Source organism: Acetobacterium sp. (assembly GCF_036508315.1).
Classification (GTDB): domain Bacteria; phylum Bacillota; class Clostridia; order Eubacteriales; family Eubacteriaceae; genus Acetobacterium.
Genome location: NZ_DATCHP010000039.1, coordinates 13,304 through 34,841, shown reverse-complemented (window position 1 = coordinate 34,841; position 21,538 = coordinate 13,304). Strand labels below are relative to the sequence as shown.

The window sequence follows — 21,538 nt, the reverse complement described above, 5'->3', positions numbered from 1 at the left end:
TCATCAGAGAAATGGAGTTCAACATGAAACAACCTAAATACAACTTATTTACTGCGATTGCCTTAATTGTCGGCATCGTTGTGGGCTCAGGCATCTTTTTCAGAAGCGATAATATTCTTATTGCCACCAACGGAAACGTCTTTCTGGGGGTCATTATTTTCACTGTTGCCGCCATTAGTATTGTTTTCGGTTGTCTGACCATTGCCGAGCTTGCCGCCAGAACCGACAACCCCGGCGGTATCCTGACCTACGCCAAAGAATTCATCAGTCCCACCATGGGCTGTGCCTATGGCTGGTTCCAGACTTTTGTTTACATGCCAAGTATCTGCGCTATTTTAGCCTGGGTATCCGGCATTTATTTTTGTATTCTGTTTAATGTGGAACAAACCCTGGAAACCCAAATTCTCATTGGCATGGGATGCTTACTGGTCCTTTTTATCACCAACGTCCTGTCCGCACGACTGGGCGGCTATTTCCAGGATGGGGCCATGGTTATTAAATTAATTCCCCTCATTGTTATTGGTGTGGCCGGATTGCTTTATGGCGGAACCGAGGTTCATTTTACCGCTGCGGCGATTTCGCAGATAACCTCTACCGCCTGGATTGGGGCCATTGCTCCGATTGCCTTTTCTTTTGATGGCTGGATCATTTCCACCTCGCTGGCCTATGAAATTAAAAACAGCAAGCGCAATCTTCCCCTGGCACTGACATTCAGTCCCCTTTTCATTCTGGTTCTTTACATCATCTATTTTGTTGGTATCTCCAACCTGATAGGGCCGGCTAAAATTATGGAAATGGGCGATGCGCATTTGGATTATGCCGCAAACATGATTTTTGGCAGCGGCGGTGCGAAAATTATTATGCTTTTTGTCTTCATTTCGGTTCTCGGCACTTTAAACGGTTTAATCATGGGAATGATTCGGATGCCGTATGCCCTTGGCCTGGATAATATGCTGCCGGGATCGCAAATGTTAGCCAGAGTTTCTGAAAAATCCGATTTCCCGGTGAACTCCGCACTTTTTGCTCTCGGTGTTGTGGGATTTTGGTTGGCACTTCATTATTTTACCCAGAAATTTGCTTTGTTACCCAATTCGGATGTTTCTGAAATAGCCATTGTCGCCAGTTATCTTTTATATCTGGGTCTTTACTATAAGGTTTTTACCCTCTGGCGAAAGAAAGAAATCAAAAGTCTTTTTCGCGGCCTCATCTGTCCTGTTTTTGCGACCATCGGTTCCCTGATTATTTTTTCAGGAGGATTTCAAAGTCCGCTTTTCCTCTTTGACATGGGGATCTGTTTCATTGTATTCGGAGCCGGATTTGTTTATTACCGCTTCGGTGTTTTGAAAAAAAATTAAAAAAACAAATAAACCTAAGCTTTATGTTAATTCTGAAAAAACCCGGGTATAATAAGTAAGACATCCCTACTCTCCTCAGGGAATATAAAAAGAAAAAGATCTACCTCACAACCTGGGTAGGTCTTTTTCTTATTTATTTGAAAGCAGGAAAAACACGATTGGCATCATTGGTAAGATCATGGCAGAGTTCAATTGACTTCAGGCGATCCTTTCATTTCATGCTCAATATTATCACGTTAGTCAGCAATGAAAAATTCAATAGTTTTTATATTTCTTCTCCCTCCTTTTTCCTCTTGACGAGCCATTCCCGGTCTGATAAAATGACTCCTAGAAATTAAATATCGTTTTCTTTATGAAAAAACAATCCGAATTGATCAACCTAAGGTTTTCCAGGGTTTTTCAATCGATAGAGTATGGCTGGAAACGGCCTTACTTTCCAATGTGTAAAGGATGGTTGACTTCATAAAATGACTGGCTTTTTTGTATGCAGTTAGTTTTTTTGAATCATCTTTCTTTTCAATGTCATCATAAGGGTTTTCCCTTTGATAAATACTTCTAGGAGGAAGAAATTGAAAAAAAGATTAACATTACTTTTCATCGTTGTTTTTGTTTGCGCATTAGCCTTGAGCTTTGCAGGTTGTACTCCCGCAACACCCGAGAAAAAAGCATTAGAACCGGGTTCCAATGGAACAATCATTCTGGCCACCACCACCAGTACCCAGGACAGTGGGCTTTTAGAGGCTATCCTGCCGGCCTTTGAATCCGAAACAGGCATCAAAGTTAATGTTGTCGCTGTTGGTACAGGAAAAGCCATTGCCATGGGCACCACCGGCGACGCCGATGTATTACTGGTTCATGCCAGAGCCCAGGAAGATGCATTTATGGCCGCTGGCTCCGGTACGGAACGTTTCGACGTTATGTACAACGACTTTGTTGTTCTGGGACCTAAAGCTGATCCTGCCCAGGTTAAGGTTAACGCTCCTAAAGATGCCGCAGCAGCATTCACAGCTATTGCTGCCGTTCCTTCAACCTTTGTATCCCGTGATGATAAATCCGGCACCAACACCAAAGAATTAGAAATTTGGCAAGCTGCCAACATTACCCCTGAAGGCGACTGGTACATAAGAACCGGTTCCGGCATGGGCGACACCCTCACCGTTACCAATGAAAAGCTGGCCTATACTCTGGCCGATCGTGCAACTTATGCCAATATGAAGGACACCATGTCAAATCTGGAAATTGTTTGCGAAGGCGATCCGATGCTTCTTAATCCTTACGGCGTCATAACCGTTAACCCAGCCATTAATGCTAAAATTAATGCTTCCGGTGCAAAATCTTTTGCTGACTGGATCATTTCACCTGCTGGCCAGGAGCTCATTGCTGCTTATAAAATCAACGGCGATCAAGTCTTCACACCAAGTGCAACCCAAAAATAGAAACTAAAAAAACTACTGAGATCCTGGGGGATTTTTATCTCCCAGGATTTTAATAATGGAGAAAAAAATGAACTATATACTCAACGGTTTTGCGGAGGCCTTTCGCCTTCTCATTTCTTTTGACCCTGAAATCATACAAATCGTTCTTTTATCCCTTTATGTTTCCTTTTCATCTACCCTATACGCAACCATTATTGGGGTCCCGTTCGGGATTCTTCTGGGAATTACAAACTTTAGAGGAAAACCAATCGTATCCCGTTTTCTTTATACCTTTATGTCCTTTCCGCCTGTGGTTATTGGTTTGTTTACGGCACTTTTTCTTGCACGCTCAGGCCCATTCGGACAACTCGGACTCATGTATACTCCCTCTGCCATGATCATTGCTCAAACCATTTTGGTAACCCCTGTGATCATGGGCATTATCTTTAATCAATCCACCACCCGTGGTTATGATATTGTGCTGACCGGAAAAACCCTGGGCGCAGGGAAACTAAACACGCTTTTTCTATTAATTTTTGAGCTTAAAGGGTCCATTATGATTGCCCTGGTTACCGGTTTTGGCCGGGCGATTTCTGAAGTCGGCGCCGTCATGATTGTCGGCGGCAATATCAGGGGAGCTACCCGGGTCATGACCACTTTCATTGCCATGAATAATAACATGGGGCAGTACAGCACTGCCATTGCCATGGGGATTATCCTGATGACGATTTCTTTTATTACCAATTCCATTTTATATAAATATATTATAGGGGATATTAATGAATATCGAGACTAAAAACCTGATTAAAACTTATAATGATACGACAGTCCTCAATCTGACCGATAAAAACAGCCGGCTTTTTTTTGAGTCCGGAAAAATGCATGGCATTTTAGGACCCAACGGCTCCGGAAAATCAACTCTGATGAAAATCATGGCGAGACTCATTCCCCAAACCAGTGGCGCCGTTTTGTATGACAGCCATCCGGAAGATGTTGATACCCAGAAAGCCATTACTTATTCCAGTCATCGTCCGATCCTTTTTTCCCGTACCGTTTTTGAAAACATCGCTTACCCTTTAAAGATTCGCAAGCAACCCAAAGATAAAATCCAAAGCATTGTCACCGAACTCCTGGATGATTTTGAAATTTCAGAGATTCAAAACCATAACGCAAAAAAGATTTCCGGTGGGGAATCCCAAAAAACAGCACTGGCACGGGCGCTTTCCTTTTCCCCGGAAGTTCTTCTGTTGGATGAACCAACCGCCAATATTGACCCTAAAAGCGTTAAACTCATCGAGTCGGTCCTCCTCAAACGAATAGAATCCCAGGGTCTCACCGTTATTATTATTACCCATAATTTAAGTCAGGCCTTCCGGATCTGTGACAACCTTACCTTTTTAGATCAGGGGAAATGTCTTTACTCCGGACCCTCCCAGGGATTAATTGAATCCGCAAATCCTTTTATTAATGAATTTATTTCCTTCAATACCATAAAAGCCTGACTTTCTTCAAAAATCCTGATCATCTGCTAAAGTTAAGGACGAAAATGTCGACTGTAAGTATAGAGCAAAATAATATAAATAACATTATTAATTCGACCTTTGTCTTTTGAAGCTCAGAACAAATTATAGTTATTGACTTAAAAGGAGGACTTTAGAATGGATATCCTGGTTATTATCTTTTTAGTATTTGGTTTAGCAGCAATGGTAGTGGCGTTTATGATTGAAGGCGGGCAACTCATTGCATTAGTCTCCTTAACCGGATTTCTGATTGTCATTGGCGGTACTGTTGCTGCTGTCGGCGTCTCATTTCCAAAATCAGATATCATGCGGGTTCCGGCATTGTTCAAAATAGCTTTTACTGATAAAAAGTTTGACATGCTTGGACTGATAAAATCGATTAAAAGCATGTCTAAAATAGCCCGTGAGAAAGGGATATTGAGTCTTGAAAAAGAAATAAATGAAAATACCAAAATCGACAGCTTCACAAAACGAGGGCTTGGTTTTATTCTTGATGGCCTTGATCCGATAAAAACACGGGAGGCATTGGAGTTGGACCTGCAAATGATGTCATATCGGCACAAATCCGGCGCTGCAATGTTTGACGCCGCCGGTGGATACGCACCGACTATGGGGATCATCGGAACAGTCATGGGACTGATATCTGTATTAGGAGACCTGGCAGATCCGTCAGGCTTGGGAGAATCAATTGCCGTGGCTTTCATTGCTACTCTATATGGTGTTGGCTCGGCAAATATTTTATGGTTGCCTCTGGCCAGCAATCTCAAATCGAAAAGCAAAAAAGAAATCGTGCGTAACTCAATGATCATTGAGGGGTTACTGCTTATCCAGGAAGGTGCAAATCCTAACTTTATTGAAGATAAGCTCAAGTCATATTTGTCAAAGGATGATTTGAAACAAAAGGGCAGTGAAAAGCAAAAAGACCCCAAAAAGGCTGTTGGCAAAGCAAAACAAAAAATTAATACTCAAAAGGAGGCTTAATCATGGCACTGAACCTTCATGACGATGAGGAACATGAAAGTAATGAACGCTGGCTGCTGACATACTCGGATCTTATTACACTGCTTATGATTTTTTTTATTGTTATGTATGCAATGAGCAACGTTAATACTGAAAAATACAGTAAATTGGCAAAATCTCTGAATTCTGCCCTTGCCGGTGATATGCAGAGTATTGATGGCGCAAAAGAAGGTGCTCTGGTAGAAAAGCTCGACAAAAATATTACAACTGTTTCAGCTGAAGAAAAGGCAGAAACAACTGATGAAGAACTTGAAAAAGTCGCAGCAATGGTGATCGCTTTATTAAAGGAAAAAGGTTTGGAAGACCAGACCAGTGTCACTATAACCGATAGAGGCGTTGTCATCAGTTTGAAGGATATTGTGCTTTTCGAATCTGGAAGTGCGGAAATCAGGCCAGAAAACAGTGGTACGCTCATTGAAATTGGATCGTTAATAAAAGTCGTTGACAATTATGTGAGGATAGAAGGAAATACCGATAATGTACCCATTCAAAATAGCGCCTACAGCAATAACTGGGACCTCTCAGTGATGCGTGCTTCAAAAGTATTAGATCTCATTGTAACCCAGTCTCAATATCCTCCCGAAAAGATAAGCGCTATCGGCTATGGTGAATACCGACCACAGGGACCCAATGGTACTGATGAAGAAAAATCTGAAAACAGACGCGTCGACATTGTAATATTAAAATCGGATTTAAATAAAACCGAATCAACTTGACCATCACGGTCTTAGTATTATACAATTATATTGAAAAAGGTCTGATCTTCAACAGAGATCCTGATATTTATCAATAAATTGAAAGTGAGGATCACTTATGAGATTTGTACCTACTTTTTGCCTGCGAGAAGGAATGTTAATGGGAGATAACCTTTTTGGGGAAAATGGGGAACTCGTCCTTGCCGCGAACACCGTTCTCACACAAGACTATGTACAGAGAATCCGAAAGCTGAATTATAATGGCGTTTATATTGAAGATGATCTCTCAAAAGATATTAAGATTGTGAATATCATCAATGATCGGATCAGAGCTCAAACGGTTAAAGGTGTTAAAGATATCTTCATCTGCACTGAAAATAAGAGTCCTATCTCAAAGAAAAAATTCAAGAATATGCAGAATCAAATTGCGTCTATTGTCGATGAGATTCTGGAGAATCCGAATCTCATGGTAAACATGGTGGATTTAAAGGTTTTTGACGACTATACCTATTTTCATTCCGTCAATGTTGCCGTTTTGTCAATTGTTATCGGCACCTCGCTTGGGTTTGGTAAAGAAGAGTTATGTAATTTAGGTTTTGGTGCTTTACTCCATGATATTGGAAAAGTATTTATTAAGAAAGAAATTCTAAACAAAAAAGGGATCCTTACCGATGATGAGTTCCAGGAAATGAAGAAACATTCCTACTCTGGCTTTGATTATATAAAAAAAGAATTTGGTGTCAATCGGTCTGCAAAAATTGGAATCCTTGACCATCACGAAAAATACGGTGGCGGAGGATATCCGAACAATTTAGACGGTGGTGATATCTCCTTATTTGGGAGAATCATTTCTATTGCGGATGTTTATGATGCCATGACGTCTGATCGCCCTTATCGCAAAGGCATTAAACCTTCAGAAGTAATCGAGTACATTATGGGATCTTCCTATGTGCTTTTTGATCCTGACCTTGTCAAGCTCTTCATTCGTAAAATAGCACCTTATCCCATTGGTACTATTGTAAAACTCAGCAATGGTTTAACGGGAATCATTACTGAGAATTATGAAAGCTACTGTATGAGGCCAAAGATCCGGATATTCAAAAACGGAGATGATGATGTCACACCTTATGAAATAAGTTTGGCCGACAACGAATCTCTGAATATAACAGTGACCGATGTTGTTTGAGAATTCATTGTGATCGAATAAGAAGGAACCAGTTGCCTATAAACCGGTTCCTTTTTTTTACCATATGAAAAAAAATCCCCAATCCGATGCTCAAAGCATCAGATTGGGGATTTTTAAATTATTCATAATAAATTTCATCAATCGCACAGCCTCCGGGAACAATGGGATAAACCCCTTCTTCATTGGAGATCTTGACATGAACCAATAATGGTCCCTTTATATCCTTTATTTTTTCCAGAGTCTCTTTCATTTCTGCCATGGTTGTTACCTTATAACCCGGAATGCCGCTGGCCGCCGCTAATTTCAGATAATCGGTGCATTGGACAACATCGGTTTCGGCGTAGCGCTTTTCACTGAAAAGTTTCTGCCATTGCCTGACCATTCCCAATGCTTCATTATCAAAAAGGAAGATTTTTAATGGAATATTGTATTTACTCACCGTAATGAGTTCCTGGCAATTCATCCGAAAGCTGCCGTCTCCGGCAATTAAAAGAACATCACTGTCAGGATTTGCCAGTTTCACGCCCATTGCCGCTCCCAGACCATAACCCATGGTTCCTAAACCACCAGAGGTTACAAGCTGTGCCGGGCGTTTCACATTCCAGAATTGACCGACCCACATTTGATGCTGACCAACCTCGGTAACCACAAAGGCTTCAGGATAAGCGGCATTAATGGCGTTGAGAAGATTCCTGGGAGTATACTCACCAGCCGGTCGGTCCGGAACTTTCCAGTTCTTAATCTTTTCATACCATTCGGGATAGGTTTTTTCTTCAATTCCCCGGGTAAGCAAAGGAAGAACATCCTTAATGTTTCCCTGAATTTGAATTTCGCAGGGAATATTTTTTGCAAACTCTGTGGGATCCACATCAATATGAATGATCTTTTTATTTCTTGCAAACTCTTTGCTGTTACCGATTACGCGATCACTGAAACGAGCACCCATGGCAATGAGCAGATCCGCATTAATGACTGCCAGATTGCTTTCATGTGAGCCATGCATGCCAACCATACCCAAAGAAAGTTTATGATCCCTGGGAATCCCTCCTAAACCCATCAGCGAGTTTGCAACGGGAATGCCGGATTTCTCGGCAAATGCCAAAAGCTCTTTATGGGCTTTTGATTTTATAATGCCGCCACCGGCATAAATCATGGGATTTTTTGCAGCATTGATAGCCTTTATGGCAACCTCGACATTTTCCATATTAATCTCAGGATATTCTATTTTTAATTTGGGAATATCTTTCCATTCGTATTCTGTTTGAGCCAGGAAAATATCTTTGGGAATATCGACAACAACCGGACCCGGTCTTCCGGATTGTGCCAGAACAAAGGCCTGACGAATGGTATCGGCCAAATCCTCAACTTTGGTTACTAAATAGTTATGCTTGGTAATCTGCATGGTAACGCCGATTATGTCGATTTCCTGGAATGAATCCTTTCCTAAAAGTGGTGTGGCAACCTGGCCGGTGATTACAACCATGGGTACCGAATCCATATAGGCATTGGCAATACCGGTAATGGCGTTGGTCGCACCGGGACCGGAAGTTGTGATGGCCACACCTACGGTATCACTGGTTCTGGCATAACCGTCTGCTGCATGAACACCATTCTGTTCATGACAGGGTCCAATTTGGGTTATATCATGATCCAATCGGTAGAAAGCATCAAATAGTGGAATAACCACTCCACCCGGGAAAGAAAAAACATGCTTTATGCCCTGTTCCTGCAAACAACGCACGGTGATTTCTGATCCCATTAAAATTTCTTTATTTTCCAAATTTTCACATCCTTCATGAAAATATTTATTTTACTTATTTTTCAAATACTGCGCCGGTTGATGCGGATGTAACCAGTTTACTGTAACGTCCCAGATAACCGGTTTTGATCTTGGGGTCCAGAGGTACCCAGGCTGCTTTTCGTTCTTTTAAAACGGTATCGTCAACCTTTAACTTAATGGAACGATTGGGAATGTCAATGATAATAATATCCCCTTCTTCCACAAGTCCAATAACGCCGCCTGAAGCGGCCTCCGGAGAAACATGGCCGATGGCAGCTCCGCGAGTGGCACCGCTGAATCGACCATCCGTAATCAGGGCCACATCCTTATCCAGACCCATGCCGGCAATGGCTGAGGTGGGAAATAACATTTCCCGCATTCCGGGACCGCCCTTGGGACCCTCATAACGAATGACAACCACATCACCTGCCACAATTTTTCCCCCATTAATCGCACTGGTCGCTTCTTCTTCAGAGTTAAATACCCTTGCCGGTCCCTGGTGTGTCAACATTTCAGGAGCAACTGCAGCCTGTTTTACCACACAGCCATCAGGGGATAAATTTCCGAATAAAACAGCAAGACCACCGGTTGGACTATAGGGATTATATAAGGGATGAATCACATCCGGATTTTTATTTGTTACGCCACGTAAATTTTCGGCAATGGTTTTTCCGGTAACCGTCATCAGCGTATCATCAAGGAGATCGGCATCTGCCAGAGTTTTCATTAATGCCTGAATACCGCCGGCGTAATATAAATCTTCAAGATGATGATGTCCCGATGGTGCAAGCTTACACAGGTGCGGGGTTTTGGCTGAGATTTCGTTCACTTCATTTAGGTTAATAGTCACCCCTGCTTCGTTTGCAATAGCTGGTAAGTGGAGAATGCTGTTGGTTGAGCAGCCCAATGCCATATCACAGACCAGGGCATTTTTAAAGTTATCCTCGGTCAGAATATCTCGTGGCTTAATATCTCGTTTAAGCATTTCCATTACCTGAATTCCCGCTTTTTTGGCAAGGCGAATGCGTTCTGCAAAAACAGCCGGAATGGTACCGTTTCCAGGAAGACCCATTCCCAGAACTTCGGTTAAACAGTTCATACTGTTGGCAGTAAACATGCCTGAACAGGAACCACAACCCGGACAAACAGAGTCTTCACAGGCTTTAAGCTCGGCTTCATCGATTTTCCCGGCATTAAAAGCCCCAACCGCTTCAAAGGCGGTATTTAAATCCGTGTCTTTTTTTCCAACTGACTTTCCGGTTAACATCGGTCCGCCACTGACCACCACTGCGGGAATATTCAGTCGTGCTGCCGCCATGAGCATTCCCGGAACTACTTTGTCACAGTTTGGAATAAGAACCAGGGCATCAAAGGCATGGGCTGTGGCCATAATTTCAATGGAATCAGCAATCAGCTCCCGGGATGCCAGAGAATATTTCATTCCCACATGGCCCATGGCAATACCGTCACATACAGCAATGGAAGGAAACTCAATAGGGGTTCCTCCTGCCATTCGGACGCCTTCTTTAACCGCTTTAGTAATGGTGTTTAAATGGATATGGCCCGGAACAATTTCGTTAAAGGAATTAACTACCCCAATTAAAGGTCGATCCAATTCTTCATCAATATAGCCCATGGCTTTAAACAGAGATCGTTGGGGGGTTGTGCCAACCCCTTTTTTTGCAACATCACTTTTCATTTTATTTTCCTTTCACAACTTAACAAATCTAGAGGTTGTCTATTATCTTTTGTCCCATTTCAATGGTGCCAACAAGGGTTGTTCCTTTGGTATAAATATCCCCGGTTCGATAGCCCTGGGCAAGTGTTTTCTTAACGGCTGCTTCAATGGCATCGGCTTCCTCAATTAAATCCAGGGAATAACGCAACATCATGGCTACGGAAACAACGGTGGCAATGGGGTTGGCTTTATCCTGGCCGGCAATGTCAGGTGCTGAACCATGGATCGGTTCGAACATACCGAATTTTCCGTCTGCCATACTGGCTGAAGGAAGCATTCCAATGGAACCTGTAATGGTACTTGCTTCGTCCGATAAAATATCCCCAAACAGGTTGCTGGTGAGAATAACATCAAATTGTTTAGGGTTAATCACCAGTTGCATAGCTGCATTATCCACATACAAATGGTTAAGTTCCACTTCTGGAAAATCCTTGGCAACTTCTATTACAATGCTTCTCCAAAAACGGGAAACCTCTAAAACATTGGCTTTATCCACGCTGGTCACTTTTTTATTGCGCTTCATGGCAATGGTAAATGCTTTTTTAGCAATGCGAAGCACTTCGGGTCTGGTATATTTCATAATATCCCAGGCGGCGAAATCACCATCCCGACCTTTTTCACCAAAATATATACCGCCGGTGAGTTCACGAACGACCATAATATCAAGTTCATCCCCGATGATTTCAGGTTTTAAGGGGCAGGCATCTTTTAATTCTTCGTACAGTATGGCCGGTCTCAGATTGGCATAAAGGCCAAGACTTTTTCTGATTCCCAACAACCCTGCTTCAGGACGTTTGTCTCCGGGAAGATTATCCCATTTAGGTCCGCCCAGGGCGCCTAAAAGAACGGCATCACTGGCTAAACAAATATCAACGGTTTCCTGAGGCAATGGGGTGTCACAGGTATCAATCGCTATCCCTCCGGCAAGAACCTTGGTATAATCAAAGGTATGATCAAATTTTTCTCCTATTTTATCCAGAACTTTTGTACTGACTCCAACGATTTCGGGACCAATTCCATCTCCTGGAATAACGGCTATTTTATAATTCATAGGCTAACTCTCCTTTTTAATTTTAATGACTTGGTGCAACTGCTAAAGTACCGTGTGCTTTGCTGACTGTTTACATGAAACAATTTTTCCACTATACGTCGGACAGTCTAACGACTGTTCGCCTATACGTTACAAAATTGTTTATGAAAACTGCCATCAAAGCAAATTACGATTGCGTTTATGAATTTCAGCATTGCCCATATTTTAATTACTTAGCGCACACAATGATAAATAATTGGTGTTGGAAAATAGCACCACTGTTTTTATAAGTCTTTGTTAATGCTGTTGACCAGGCCTCCGGCGGCGATGAGTTTTTGCATGAATTCCGGGAAAGCCTGGCTCTGGTAGGTTTGGTTTTTAGTGATATTGGTAATGAGGCCGGTGTCAAAGTCGACTTCGACTTCATCTCCGGCTTCGATATTTGTAGCCGCTTCAGGACATTCTAAAATCGGCAAGCCGATATTAATGGCATTCCGGTAAAAAATACGGGCGAAGTCGGCGGCGATCACACAGGAGATCCCGGCAGTTTTAATGGCGATGGGGGCATGTTCCCGGGAGGAACCGCAACCAAAGTTTTTATCGGCAACCATAATATCCCCGTCTTTGACATTATTTATAAAATCAGCATCAATATCTTCCATACAATGTTTGGCCAGTTCCTGGTGGTTACTGGTGTTAAGATATCGTGCCGGTATAATAACGTCGGTATCGACGTTGTTCCCATATTTGAATACTTTTCCTTTTGCTTTCATAACTCCTCCTCTATCCTATAATTCGGTTGGATCGGCAATACGACCTAGAATAGCAGAAGCTGCTGCCACTTCAGGGTTTGTCAGATAAACTTCTGAATCCACATGACCCATCCGCCCGACAAAGTTACGATTGGTGGTTGCCACACAGCGTTCTCCGCTGGCAAGAATGCCCATATGCCCGCCTAAACAGGGGCCACAGGTTGGTGCACTGACTGTAGCACCGGCTTCAACAAAAGTTTTAAAATATCCCAGTTCCATACATTGGAGATAAATCTTTTGAGTTGCCGGAATAATCAGGGTTCGAATGCCTTTTGCAACCTTACGGCCTTCGAATATCTTGGCAGCTTTTGCAAAATCAGATAACCGGCCGTTGGTACAGGAACCAATAACCACCTGATCAATGATAATCGGTTCAGTGATTTCATCGGTTGTTTTGGTATTCTCAGGTAAATGCGGGAAGGCAACGGTTGGTTTAATGGATCCTAAATCGATCTCAAAAGTTTTTTCATATTCCGCATCAGCATCTGCTTCATATACAGTATATTCTTTTTTTGAGTGATTTTTGATATATTCAATGGTTTGGCCATCCACAATAAAAATACCATTTTTGGCCCCGGCTTCAATGGCCATATTGGCAATGGTAAAGCGATCATCCATGGTGAGGTTGGCAATACCCTGCCCGACAAATTCCATGGATCGGTACAAGGCACCATCCACCCCAATCATACCAATAATATGAAGAATCACGTCTTTACCGGAAACGTATCGATTCATTTTTCCTGTGATCACAAATTTAAATGCCGCTGGAACCTTGAACCAGGCTCGTCCGGTGGCCATTCCGACCGCCATATCGGTACTGCCTACCCCTGTTGAGAATGCTCCCAGGGCGCCATAGGTGCAGGTATGAGAATCCGCTCCGATGATTAAATCCCCGGCGACGACCAGGCCCTTTTCCGGAAGAAGGGCATGTTCAACACCCATTTGACCAATTTCAAAATAGTTTGTAATATCATGTTCAGCGGCAAAACAACGCATTACTTTACATTGTTCTGCTGCCTGAATGTCCTTATTCGGGGCAAAATGGTCAGGAACCAATGCCACTTTATCCTTATCAAACACGGTTTTGGCATTAATGTCTTTAAACACATTAATGGCCACCGGTGCCGTTATATCATTTCCTAATACGAGGTCTAAATCCGTCATGATTAAGTCCCCCGGCTTTACAGCACTTAACCCTGCATGGGCCGCTAAAATTTTCTGAGTCATTGTCATTCCCACTGTCACTCATCTCCTTTCGAATTTTTCAATTTATTTTTATTCATCACTATTATTTTGGTTGCGCTCAATATCATTGAGCAGTTTATATTCAATTGAATCGATGAGTGCAATCAAACTCGCTTCAATAATATCAGTGGATACTCCGACATTTGACCAGATGTCAATACCGTCCGTACTTTCAATCAGTACCCTTACCTTGGATGCCGTGGCTGATTTTGAATCAATCACCCGGACCTTAAAGTCAGTAAGCCGTACCTCTCTGATGCTGGGATAAAAAACTTCTAAAGCTTTTCTCAGAGCTTTATCCAGGGCATTGACCGGACCATCGCCCTCGGCAGCATTAATTTCCGATTGTCCGCCCACATTAATCTTTACCACTGCCGAGGCACTCAGGGCTTCTTTATTATGAGGCTGTTCCCCAATGGTCTTAAAATCTTCCAATACGAAAAATGGCTTGTATTTTCCCAGCTCCTTGAGGATCAGAAGTTTCACACTGCTTTCTGCTCCTTCAAATTGATAGCCCTGGTATTCCAATTCCTTAATCCGGTTCATCACCTGGGTGGTTTCATTGGATTTTTTCGTTAGGTTAGGATCCACTTCTTTGATCAGCTGGATAATAGTGCTCCGACCGGAAACCTCAGACATGAGAATTCGTCGTTCATTCCCTACTGCTTCAGGTTCAATATGTTCAAAAGATTGGGGGTTTTTCATGACTGCATCAATGTGCATCCCTCCTTTATGGGCAAAAGCAGATTTCCCGACAAAAGGTTCTCTGCCGCTCAGAACATAATTTGAAATTTCTGCAATCCGAATGGCCGAAGAGGTCAGCTTCAGCAGTTCAGCTTCAGTGAGACAATCGTACCCCATTTTCAGCTGAAGATTTGGAATAATCGAGGAAAGATTTGCATTGCCGCAACGCTCACCGTAACCAAGAAAGGTTCCCTGGACCTGGCGCACGCCAGCCTGAACTGCCATGATGCTGTTGGCTACTGCCATGCCGCTGTCATTATGACAATGGATTCCCAAAGGAATAGCCAGTTTTTTTCGAACATCGATGACAATATCCCGGACCTCGAAAGGAAGGGTTCCGCCATTGGTATCGCAAAGTGCCAGGCAATCGGCGCCTCCAGCCTGGGCCGCCAATAAGGTTTCAATGGCATAAACCGGATCTGCTTTATAGCCATCGAAAAAATGTTCGGCATCGAAGGTGACTTCCTTACCCATAGCTTTAAGGTAAGCCATCGTATCCTCAATCATCCGAAGGTTTTCCTTTAAGGTTGTTTTGATAATGTCTGTTATATGAAAGGTCCAGCTTTTTCCAAAAATCGACACTGCCGGGGTTTGGGTTTCGAGAATGGCCTTAAGGTTGGCATCCTCTTCTACCGAAATACCGCCACGGCAGGTGCTTCCAAAAGCCACAAGCTTAGCATGTCTGAGGCCTCTGCCTTTTATCCGATTAAAAAATTCAATATCCTTTGGATTAGAACCAGGATTCCCTGCTTCAATATAATCCACGCCGATTTTATCCAAAGTCTCCATGATCCGAATCTTATCTTCTACCGAAAAGGAAATTCCTTCTGCCTGGGCACCATCCCTTAAGGTTGAATCAAAGATTATTATTTTTTCAGACATCAAAATCTCCTCCTCATCGTATTTCTTAAGCTTTACTCTCCTGAGTATCCTTGATATAAAGCATCTGGTTCACTGCGTCCACATAGGCTTTTAGACTGGCATCAATGATATCCGTGCTTAAACCCCGTCCATGGTAAAAATGGGACCCATCTGAAATTTTAACATGGGCTTCACCCTGAGCATCAGTACCGTCAGTCACGGCTTCAACCCCGTAATCAACCAAAGTTAAATCGCAATTAACTAAAACCCCAATGGCCTTAAATCCGGCACTGATCGGACCATCGGCAAGAGACACCCCTTCGATGAGCTCTCCGTTTTTCTTTAAACGAATGGTAGCCGCTGTAGAAATGGTATTTCCGGTGCTGATGATAAAGCGATCCAGGGTATAAACCTCGGGGATTGCCAATTGTTTTTGTTCAACAAGAGCCAAAATATCTTTATCCAAAATAATTTTTTTCTTGTCAGCCAAAATCTTGAATTGATCAAAGAGCTCAACAATTTCTTCAGATGTGAGTTTATAGCCCAGAGACTTCAGCTTATCCTCAAAGGCATGTTTGCCTGAGTGCTTGCCAAGAACCATTTTGTTTTGTTTTAAACCGATGGATTCCGGTGTCATAATTTCATAGGTTTCTTTATTCGCCATCATGCCATGCTGATGAATCCCTGATTCATGGGCAAAAGCATTTTCTCCGACAATGGACTTGTTAGGCTGTACTCTGATACCAATTAACTTGGATAACAAACGGCTGGATCGATAAATTTGGGTTGTCTCAATGTTAGTATCCGCGTGGTATACATCATTCCGGGTTTTTAATGCCATCACAATTTCTTCCAGGGCTGCATTTCCGGCACGTTCTCCAATCCCGTTGACGGTACATTCCACCTGACCTGCTCCGGCCTGAATGGCTGATAAGCTGTTGGCAACCGCTAATCCCAAATCGTCATGAACATGAACGGAAATAGTAGCCTTGTCAATGTTTGGTACATTATTTCTAATCCCTTGAATGAATTTAAAGTATTCCCCGGGGGTCGTATACCCTACCGTATCAGGAACGTTAACGACGTTAACGCCTTCGTTAATAACACCTTCCAAAACCCGGTACAGAAACTCCGGACGGGTACGGGATGCATCCTCTGCCGAGAATTCAACGTTTCCGCAAAGATTTCGGGCAAAGGCTGCCATTTTCACTGCTTTTTCCAAAACTGCTTCAGGGGTCATTTGAAGTTTATACTCCATATGAATATCCGAGGTAGCCAGGAAAAAATGAATCCGCGGGTTTACCGCACCCTTTAAAGCCTCATAGGCAGCGGTAATATCTTTCTCGGTGCTTCGTGCCAGACTGGCAACGGTGGCGTTTTTTATCTCATTGGCAACCAGGCGAACGGATTCAAAATCTCCGGGAGATGCAATGGCAAATCCTGCTTCAATGACATCAACTTTTAGTCGTTCGAGCTGTTTTGCCATCTCTAATTTTTCTTTTAAATTCATACTGCAGCCAGGTGATTGTTCCCCATCCCGAAGGGTGGTATCAAATATTTGAATAATTCTGCTCATTGCATCTCCTCCTGTTTATTTATAAGTAATTGCGAAAGTACCGTGAATTTCGCAATTACTTAATTTATTTGTGATTTTTGATAAAATCTAGGTAATTTTTTTTACAAAAAAGGGCAGAAGAACTTCTGCCCTTTATGAGTGTTTTATTTTGTTGATTCTGGTTCTAATCCTATTATTTCTTAATCCAGGACATCATGGTACGCAGCTCAGCTCCGACCTTTTCAACCTGTGTTTCAGTTTCAATTCTACGAACGGAATTGAAATATGGACGGTTTGCCTGATTTTCAAGGATCCAGTTACGAGCGAATGTACCATCCTGAATATCAGAAAGAACACCCTTCATCGCTTTTTTAGTTTCATCGGTAATGATTTTACTTCCGGTGATATAATCTCCATATTCGGCTGTATCACTGATAGAATAACGCATGTAGCCTAAGCCGCCCTGGACGACTAAATCAATGATCAGTTTCATTTCGTGGACACATTCAAAGTAGGCACTTTCAGGTTGGTATCCTGCTTCAACTAATGTATCAAAACCTGCTTTCATCAGGGCTGTAACACCTCCACATAAAACGGCTTGTTCCCCGAATAAATCAGTTTCAGTTTCTTCTTTAAATGTTGTTTCTAAAATCCCGGCACGACCTCCGCCAATACCGGATGCGTATGCCAATCCAATATCATGAGTGTTTCCGGTTGGATCCTGGTGAACTGCAATAAGGTTTGGTACGCCTCTGCCTTCCTGATACTGACTTCTGACAGTATGTCCCGGACCTTTTGGTGCGATCATAAATACATTGACATCTGCCGGTGGTTTGATTTGTCCATAATGAATGTTAAATCCATGGGCAAATGCCAGATAATTTCCTGGTGAAAGGTTTGGCTTAATACTTTCTTTATAAATCGCTGCCTGTAATTCATCAGGAAGAAGTACCATAACAATATCTGCTGCTTTAGTAGCATCTTCTGCAGTCATTACTTTGAGTCCTGCCGCTTCTGCTTTTGGCCATGATTTGCTTCCAACATAAAGGCCAACCACTACATTAACACCGGATTCTTTTAAATTCAGCGCATGGGCGTGTCCCTGGCTGCCATACCCGATAATAGCAACGGTTTTTCCGTCTAATAATCCGAGATTACAATCCACATCATAAAATAATTTTGCCATTTGTTAATTTCCTCCTTGAAATCTTTAAAACTTTCTTAATTATATAAAATCACTCAATGAGTGATTATTATATGCAAAACGTCTACGATATTGACAGCTCATAATGCAGCTGTCAACCCATGCATTAGTTTTGTTAGCCAAAGTTTTAGGAACTTTGGACAAAACGTCTACGATATTAGCAGCCCATATGGCAGCTGCTAATCCATGCATTAGTTTTGTTAGCCAAATTAAAATTTGGACAAAACGTCAAAAATCCGCCTCTGTGAAAAACAGAGGCGGATAAGTTACCCACGGTACCACTCTAATATGAAACCACCTTACGGCTATTTCCTTATCTGGTCTAAACACGACTAATCGTACTTAACCATAGTCATTTAACGTCGACAATCCTCAAAGGATAACGGCCTTCCCTAGTTGTTTGGTAAACTTTCAGGTCAGCAGCTCGCAAGCGAGTATTACATACCACCGAATTATTGGAATCACACCATTCTCCAACTCTCTTAAATTCAGTTTTTGGTATCTTTCTCTTGGTCATCGCTATTATTTTATTTATGTATTTTGTATTATTTCAATTATTATATCTATTTATTTTAACTTTGTCAATGCTAAAACATGAAAGAAGTTATGATATCGGTTACTGCTTTGCTCACCAAAATTTCTTTTTTTCAGAAACAAAAACACAACCCGGGAAATTTACTTTCGCCTTTCAGACTTCAATCATTTCATACTCACTGCTTCCTAAGCCTATTTTCACAGCATGCGCAATACAAACTTCCCAGTTTGTGTTTGGATGGGTAACTGTAAAGCGATCCTTTTCTTCGGGATGTTGCACATGGTTATGATGAATCTGGTCCTCTAAATAGCTTCCCTTAATAATCGGTGCTTTATTACACGCATCGGCACAGGCCATGTCGAGTGCCACCGGGTCGCAGGATGCAAAAATACCAACATCCTGAATAATGGGCATGTCATTTTCCACATGGCAATCACAGTAGGGTGAAACGTCAATGACAAAGCTCACATGAAATTGCGGCCGGCCGTTAATGGTTGCTTTGGCATATTCTGCTATTTTCTTATTAAGAATATCATTACTTTGGTCAAAAGGCACTGCAATGGCATCAAAAGAACAAATGCCCATACAACGGCCGCAACCCACGCATTTATCATGGTCAATGGTTGCCTTCCCATCGTCAACACCATAATAAATCGCATTCATCGCACAGATTTTTGAACACATTTTACAGCTTCGGCATTTTTCTTCTTTTATAAAAGGCTTCCCGGCAGAATGCATTTCCACTTTACCCCGACGAGATCCGGATCCCATACCGATATTTTTAAGGGTTCCGCCAAAACCCGTGGCTTCATGGCCTTTAAAATGAGTCATCGAAATCAGTACATCCGCATCCATAATGGCACGGCCAATTTTTGCTTCAGTAACGTAATCTCCGCCTTCCAGAGGTACTTCGATATCATCGGTGCCTTTTAAACCATCAGCAATGATGACATGACAGCCGGTTACAAAAGGATTATAGCCATTTTCATAGGCGGCATCCATGTGCTCAAGAGCATTCTTTCGTCGTCCCACATAAAGGGTATTGCAATCCGTTAAAAAGGGCTTTCCACCCTGGCCTTTAATTAATTCAACCATTACTTTTGAAAAGTTCGGTCGCAAATAAGCAAGGTTTCCCGGTTCTCCCAAATGGATTTTAATGGCTGTAAATTTATTTTCAAAATCAATCTCACCTAAACCCGCTTCCAGAACAAGTTTTTTCAGCTTCTGTAAAATATTATTAGAACCGGTGGTTCTCAGGTTTGTAAAATATACTTTTGATTTTTCATTCATTGAACTTTCCTCCATGATTTCAAATGATTTCATTTTAACATAAAAATATTCCTAAATAAATTGCTATCGTTTATTTTCAAAGAAAGTCTTCAGCAGCTCTTCGCAGGCCTCCTCACAGATCCCACCGTAAATTTCCATATGCCTGGGAAGCATGGGATGTTTTCCCAAAGAGGCTGTGGATTCCACGCCACCAAATTTTTTTTCGGTGGCACCATAGATAAGCTTTGGAATTCTGGCTTGAATAATAGCACCCATACACATAACACAGGGCTCGGCAGTTACAAACAGGCTGCAATCGTCCAAACGCCATCGTCCCAGCTTTTTTGCACCTTGCCGGATAACCAGCATTTCCGCGTGGGCTGTGGGGTCGGCTGAGCATTCTTTCTGATTGTGGGCCTTTGCCAGGATTTCGCCGTTGCAGATGAGTACGGCTCCAATCGGTATCTCTCCAATGGCCCCTCCTATTCTTGCCATTTCAATGGCTATGGCCATATATTCCTGGAAGCTTTTCGAGACCGGTATTATTAAACTCCCACTTTTATTGTTTTCTTTCATTCGCTTCCGCCGATCATTCAGGTATTAATTTTTTTTACATTCCTATGTTTGTAGGTTTATTATATATTTTTTTTATGATTATGAAAAGCGATAATCCCGTATTGATTATTTTTTTATGATTGGGTAAAAAAAACGCCTTCGGATTTCACATCCAAAAGCGGTTAATCTTGTTATGAAGACTGTTTTTCTATGATCACGTTTATTTATAATGCGGTTCTCGATGTATATCTCATCAATGCTTTACAAATGGCGATGGTTAGTATCGCTGCAACAATGGCTTCGGGAATGCCATTAATTGCAATGACTGACAAAATTATGTTATAAAGACCTGTAAAAGAAACATCTTTCGCCTGGGCATAGCTGCGGCCGAAAAACAGATAAATAAAATTCATCACTAAAAGGGTGTTCGTCAATGAACCGCCAACCCCTGCAATACCTAATGCCAATGTGTCATTGTTGTTAATTTTTTTCATTCCCTTATAAATATAGTACGGGGTAATGCCTACCAGAATTCTAGGTACGAACACAACAACCAGACTCCAGAAATTTCCGGAATAACTTCCCAATGAATAAAAGGGGGTGAAAACAAAGGATGTCACTGTCGGATTTAAGGTGTTATTGATCAGGCTGGTCAATCCGAAAACAAAACCGAGGAAACCGCCATAACGGGGTCCCAGAAGAATACTGGCAATAATAACGGGAATGTGAATAATCGTCGCTCGTGTAAATCCAAGTGGAATGTAACCCAAAAATGGTGTCGCTGCCATAAGAACGATAATGGCCACAAAAAGAGAAACTTTAACCAAATCACTGGTCTTTGCATTTTTCATTTGATACCTCCTGCTATCGTTCCAGTCCGGCCGGATACAATGCAACTTTATTTTAACCGTATTTTAATTAAAATTCAAGCAAAACTTATGTTTCTCTTAACCCTTTCCTTTGGTATAATGAATAGGACCCTAATTGGCCAATCAAGAAAAAACATCATGCAAAGGAAG

18 protein-coding genes and 1 riboswitch are annotated in these 21,538 nt (G+C 42.1%); of the genes, 7 read left to right on the top strand and 11 right to left on the bottom strand.

Going from position 1 to position 21,538, the window contains the following annotated elements; genetic code table 11:
* Positions 1–23: 23 nt before the first annotated feature.
* The 7 genes from VIK44_RS05420 to VIK44_RS05390 all read left to right on the top strand — a co-directional run bounded on the left by VIK44_RS05420 (position 24) and on the right by VIK44_RS05390 (position 7,191).
* Entirely contained in the window at positions 24–1,355 is a 1,332-nt protein-coding gene (locus tag VIK44_RS05420) for an APC family permease (RefSeq protein ID WP_331552826.1), read from the top strand.
* A gap of 351 nt (positions 1,356–1,706) precedes the next feature.
* A riboswitch (molybdenum cofactor riboswitch) is annotated at positions 1,707–1,824 on the top strand.
* A 100-nt stretch (positions 1,825–1,924) separates the two neighbouring features.
* On the top strand, positions 1,925–2,791 hold the full coding sequence (locus VIK44_RS05415; RefSeq protein WP_331552825.1) for a substrate-binding domain-containing protein: 867 nt from the start codon (positions 1,925–1,927) through the stop codon (positions 2,789–2,791).
* Between the two features lie 67 nt (positions 2,792–2,858).
* The gene (locus tag VIK44_RS05410) at positions 2,859–3,566 is read left to right on the top strand and encodes an ABC transporter permease (RefSeq protein WP_331552824.1); all 708 of its coding nucleotides are present in this window, start codon (positions 2,859–2,861) and stop codon (positions 3,564–3,566) included.
* The gene (locus tag VIK44_RS05405) at positions 3,550–4,272 is read left to right on the top strand and encodes an ABC transporter ATP-binding protein (protein WP_331552823.1); all 723 of its coding nucleotides are present in this window, start codon (positions 3,550–3,552) and stop codon (positions 4,270–4,272) included. The genes VIK44_RS05410 and VIK44_RS05405 overlap by 17 nt, the downstream gene beginning before the upstream one ends.
* 156 nt (positions 4,273–4,428) lie before the next feature.
* A complete protein-coding gene (locus tag VIK44_RS05400) occupies positions 4,429–5,271 on the top strand; it encodes a flagellar motor protein (RefSeq protein WP_331552822.1) in 843 nt (280 codons plus the stop codon).
* Positions 5,272–5,273: 2 nt separating this feature from the next.
* On the top strand, positions 5,274–6,026 hold the full coding sequence (locus VIK44_RS05395; protein WP_331552821.1) for a flagellar motor protein MotB: 753 nt from the start codon (positions 5,274–5,276) through the stop codon (positions 6,024–6,026).
* A 139-nt stretch (positions 6,027–6,165) separates the two neighbouring features.
* Positions 6,166–7,191, top strand: a complete 1,026-nt coding sequence (locus tag VIK44_RS05390; protein ID WP_331552820.1) for an HD-GYP domain-containing protein — start codon at positions 6,166–6,168, stop codon at positions 7,189–7,191.
* A 118-nt stretch (positions 7,192–7,309) separates the two neighbouring features.
* Here the strand turns inward: VIK44_RS05390 and ilvB are convergent, their stop codons facing one another.
* The 11 genes from ilvB to VIK44_RS05335 form a co-directional block, all read right to left on the bottom strand.
* On the bottom strand, positions 7,310–8,950 hold the full coding sequence (gene ilvB / locus VIK44_RS05385) for a biosynthetic-type acetolactate synthase large subunit (RefSeq protein ID WP_414637061.1): 1,641 nt from the start codon (positions 8,948–8,950) through the stop codon (positions 7,310–7,312).
* Positions 8,951–9,005: 55 nt separating this feature from the next.
* On the bottom strand, positions 9,006–10,670 hold the full coding sequence (gene ilvD / locus VIK44_RS05380) for a dihydroxy-acid dehydratase (RefSeq protein WP_331552818.1): 1,665 nt from the start codon (positions 10,668–10,670) through the stop codon (positions 9,006–9,008).
* 28 nt (positions 10,671–10,698) lie between these two features.
* Positions 10,699–11,760 (bottom strand): 3-isopropylmalate dehydrogenase, encoded by a 1,062-nt coding sequence (gene leuB / locus VIK44_RS05375; protein ID WP_331552817.1) that lies wholly within the window; start codon positions 11,758–11,760, stop codon positions 10,699–10,701.
* A gap of 263 nt (positions 11,761–12,023) precedes the next feature.
* Positions 12,024–12,512 (bottom strand): 3-isopropylmalate dehydratase small subunit, encoded by a 489-nt coding sequence (leuD, locus tag VIK44_RS05370; protein ID WP_331552816.1) that lies wholly within the window; start codon positions 12,510–12,512, stop codon positions 12,024–12,026.
* A 15-nt stretch (positions 12,513–12,527) separates the two neighbouring features.
* Positions 12,528–13,790 (bottom strand): 3-isopropylmalate dehydratase large subunit, encoded by a 1,263-nt coding sequence (leuC, locus tag VIK44_RS05365; RefSeq protein WP_331552815.1) that lies wholly within the window; start codon positions 13,788–13,790, stop codon positions 12,528–12,530.
* Positions 13,791–13,826: 36 nt separating this feature from the next.
* Positions 13,827–15,422: a citramalate synthase gene (gene cimA / locus VIK44_RS05360; RefSeq protein WP_331552814.1), complete on the bottom strand. Its 1,596-nt coding sequence runs from the start codon at positions 15,420–15,422 to the stop codon at positions 13,827–13,829.
* A gap of 25 nt (positions 15,423–15,447) precedes the next feature.
* Complete coding sequence (locus tag VIK44_RS05355) at positions 15,448–16,977, bottom strand: 2-isopropylmalate synthase (RefSeq protein ID WP_331552813.1); 1,530 nt, start codon at positions 16,975–16,977, stop codon at positions 15,448–15,450.
* 172 nt (positions 16,978–17,149) lie between these two features.
* On the bottom strand, positions 17,150–18,142 hold the full coding sequence (gene ilvC, locus VIK44_RS05350) for a ketol-acid reductoisomerase (RefSeq protein ID WP_331552812.1): 993 nt from the start codon (positions 18,140–18,142) through the stop codon (positions 17,150–17,152).
* Positions 18,143–18,848: 706 nt separating this feature from the next.
* Positions 18,849–19,985, bottom strand: coding sequence for a DUF362 domain-containing protein (locus VIK44_RS05345; protein WP_331552811.1), 1,137 nt, complete (start codon positions 19,983–19,985; stop codon positions 18,849–18,851).
* A 63-nt stretch (positions 19,986–20,048) separates the two neighbouring features.
* Positions 20,049–20,540 (bottom strand): nucleoside deaminase, encoded by a 492-nt coding sequence (locus VIK44_RS05340; RefSeq protein WP_331552810.1) that lies wholly within the window; start codon positions 20,538–20,540, stop codon positions 20,049–20,051.
* 203 nt (positions 20,541–20,743) lie between these two features.
* The gene (locus tag VIK44_RS05335) at positions 20,744–21,370 is read right to left on the bottom strand and encodes an ECF transporter S component (protein WP_331552809.1); all 627 of its coding nucleotides are present in this window, start codon (positions 21,368–21,370) and stop codon (positions 20,744–20,746) included.
* Positions 21,371–21,538: the final 168 nt, after the last annotated feature.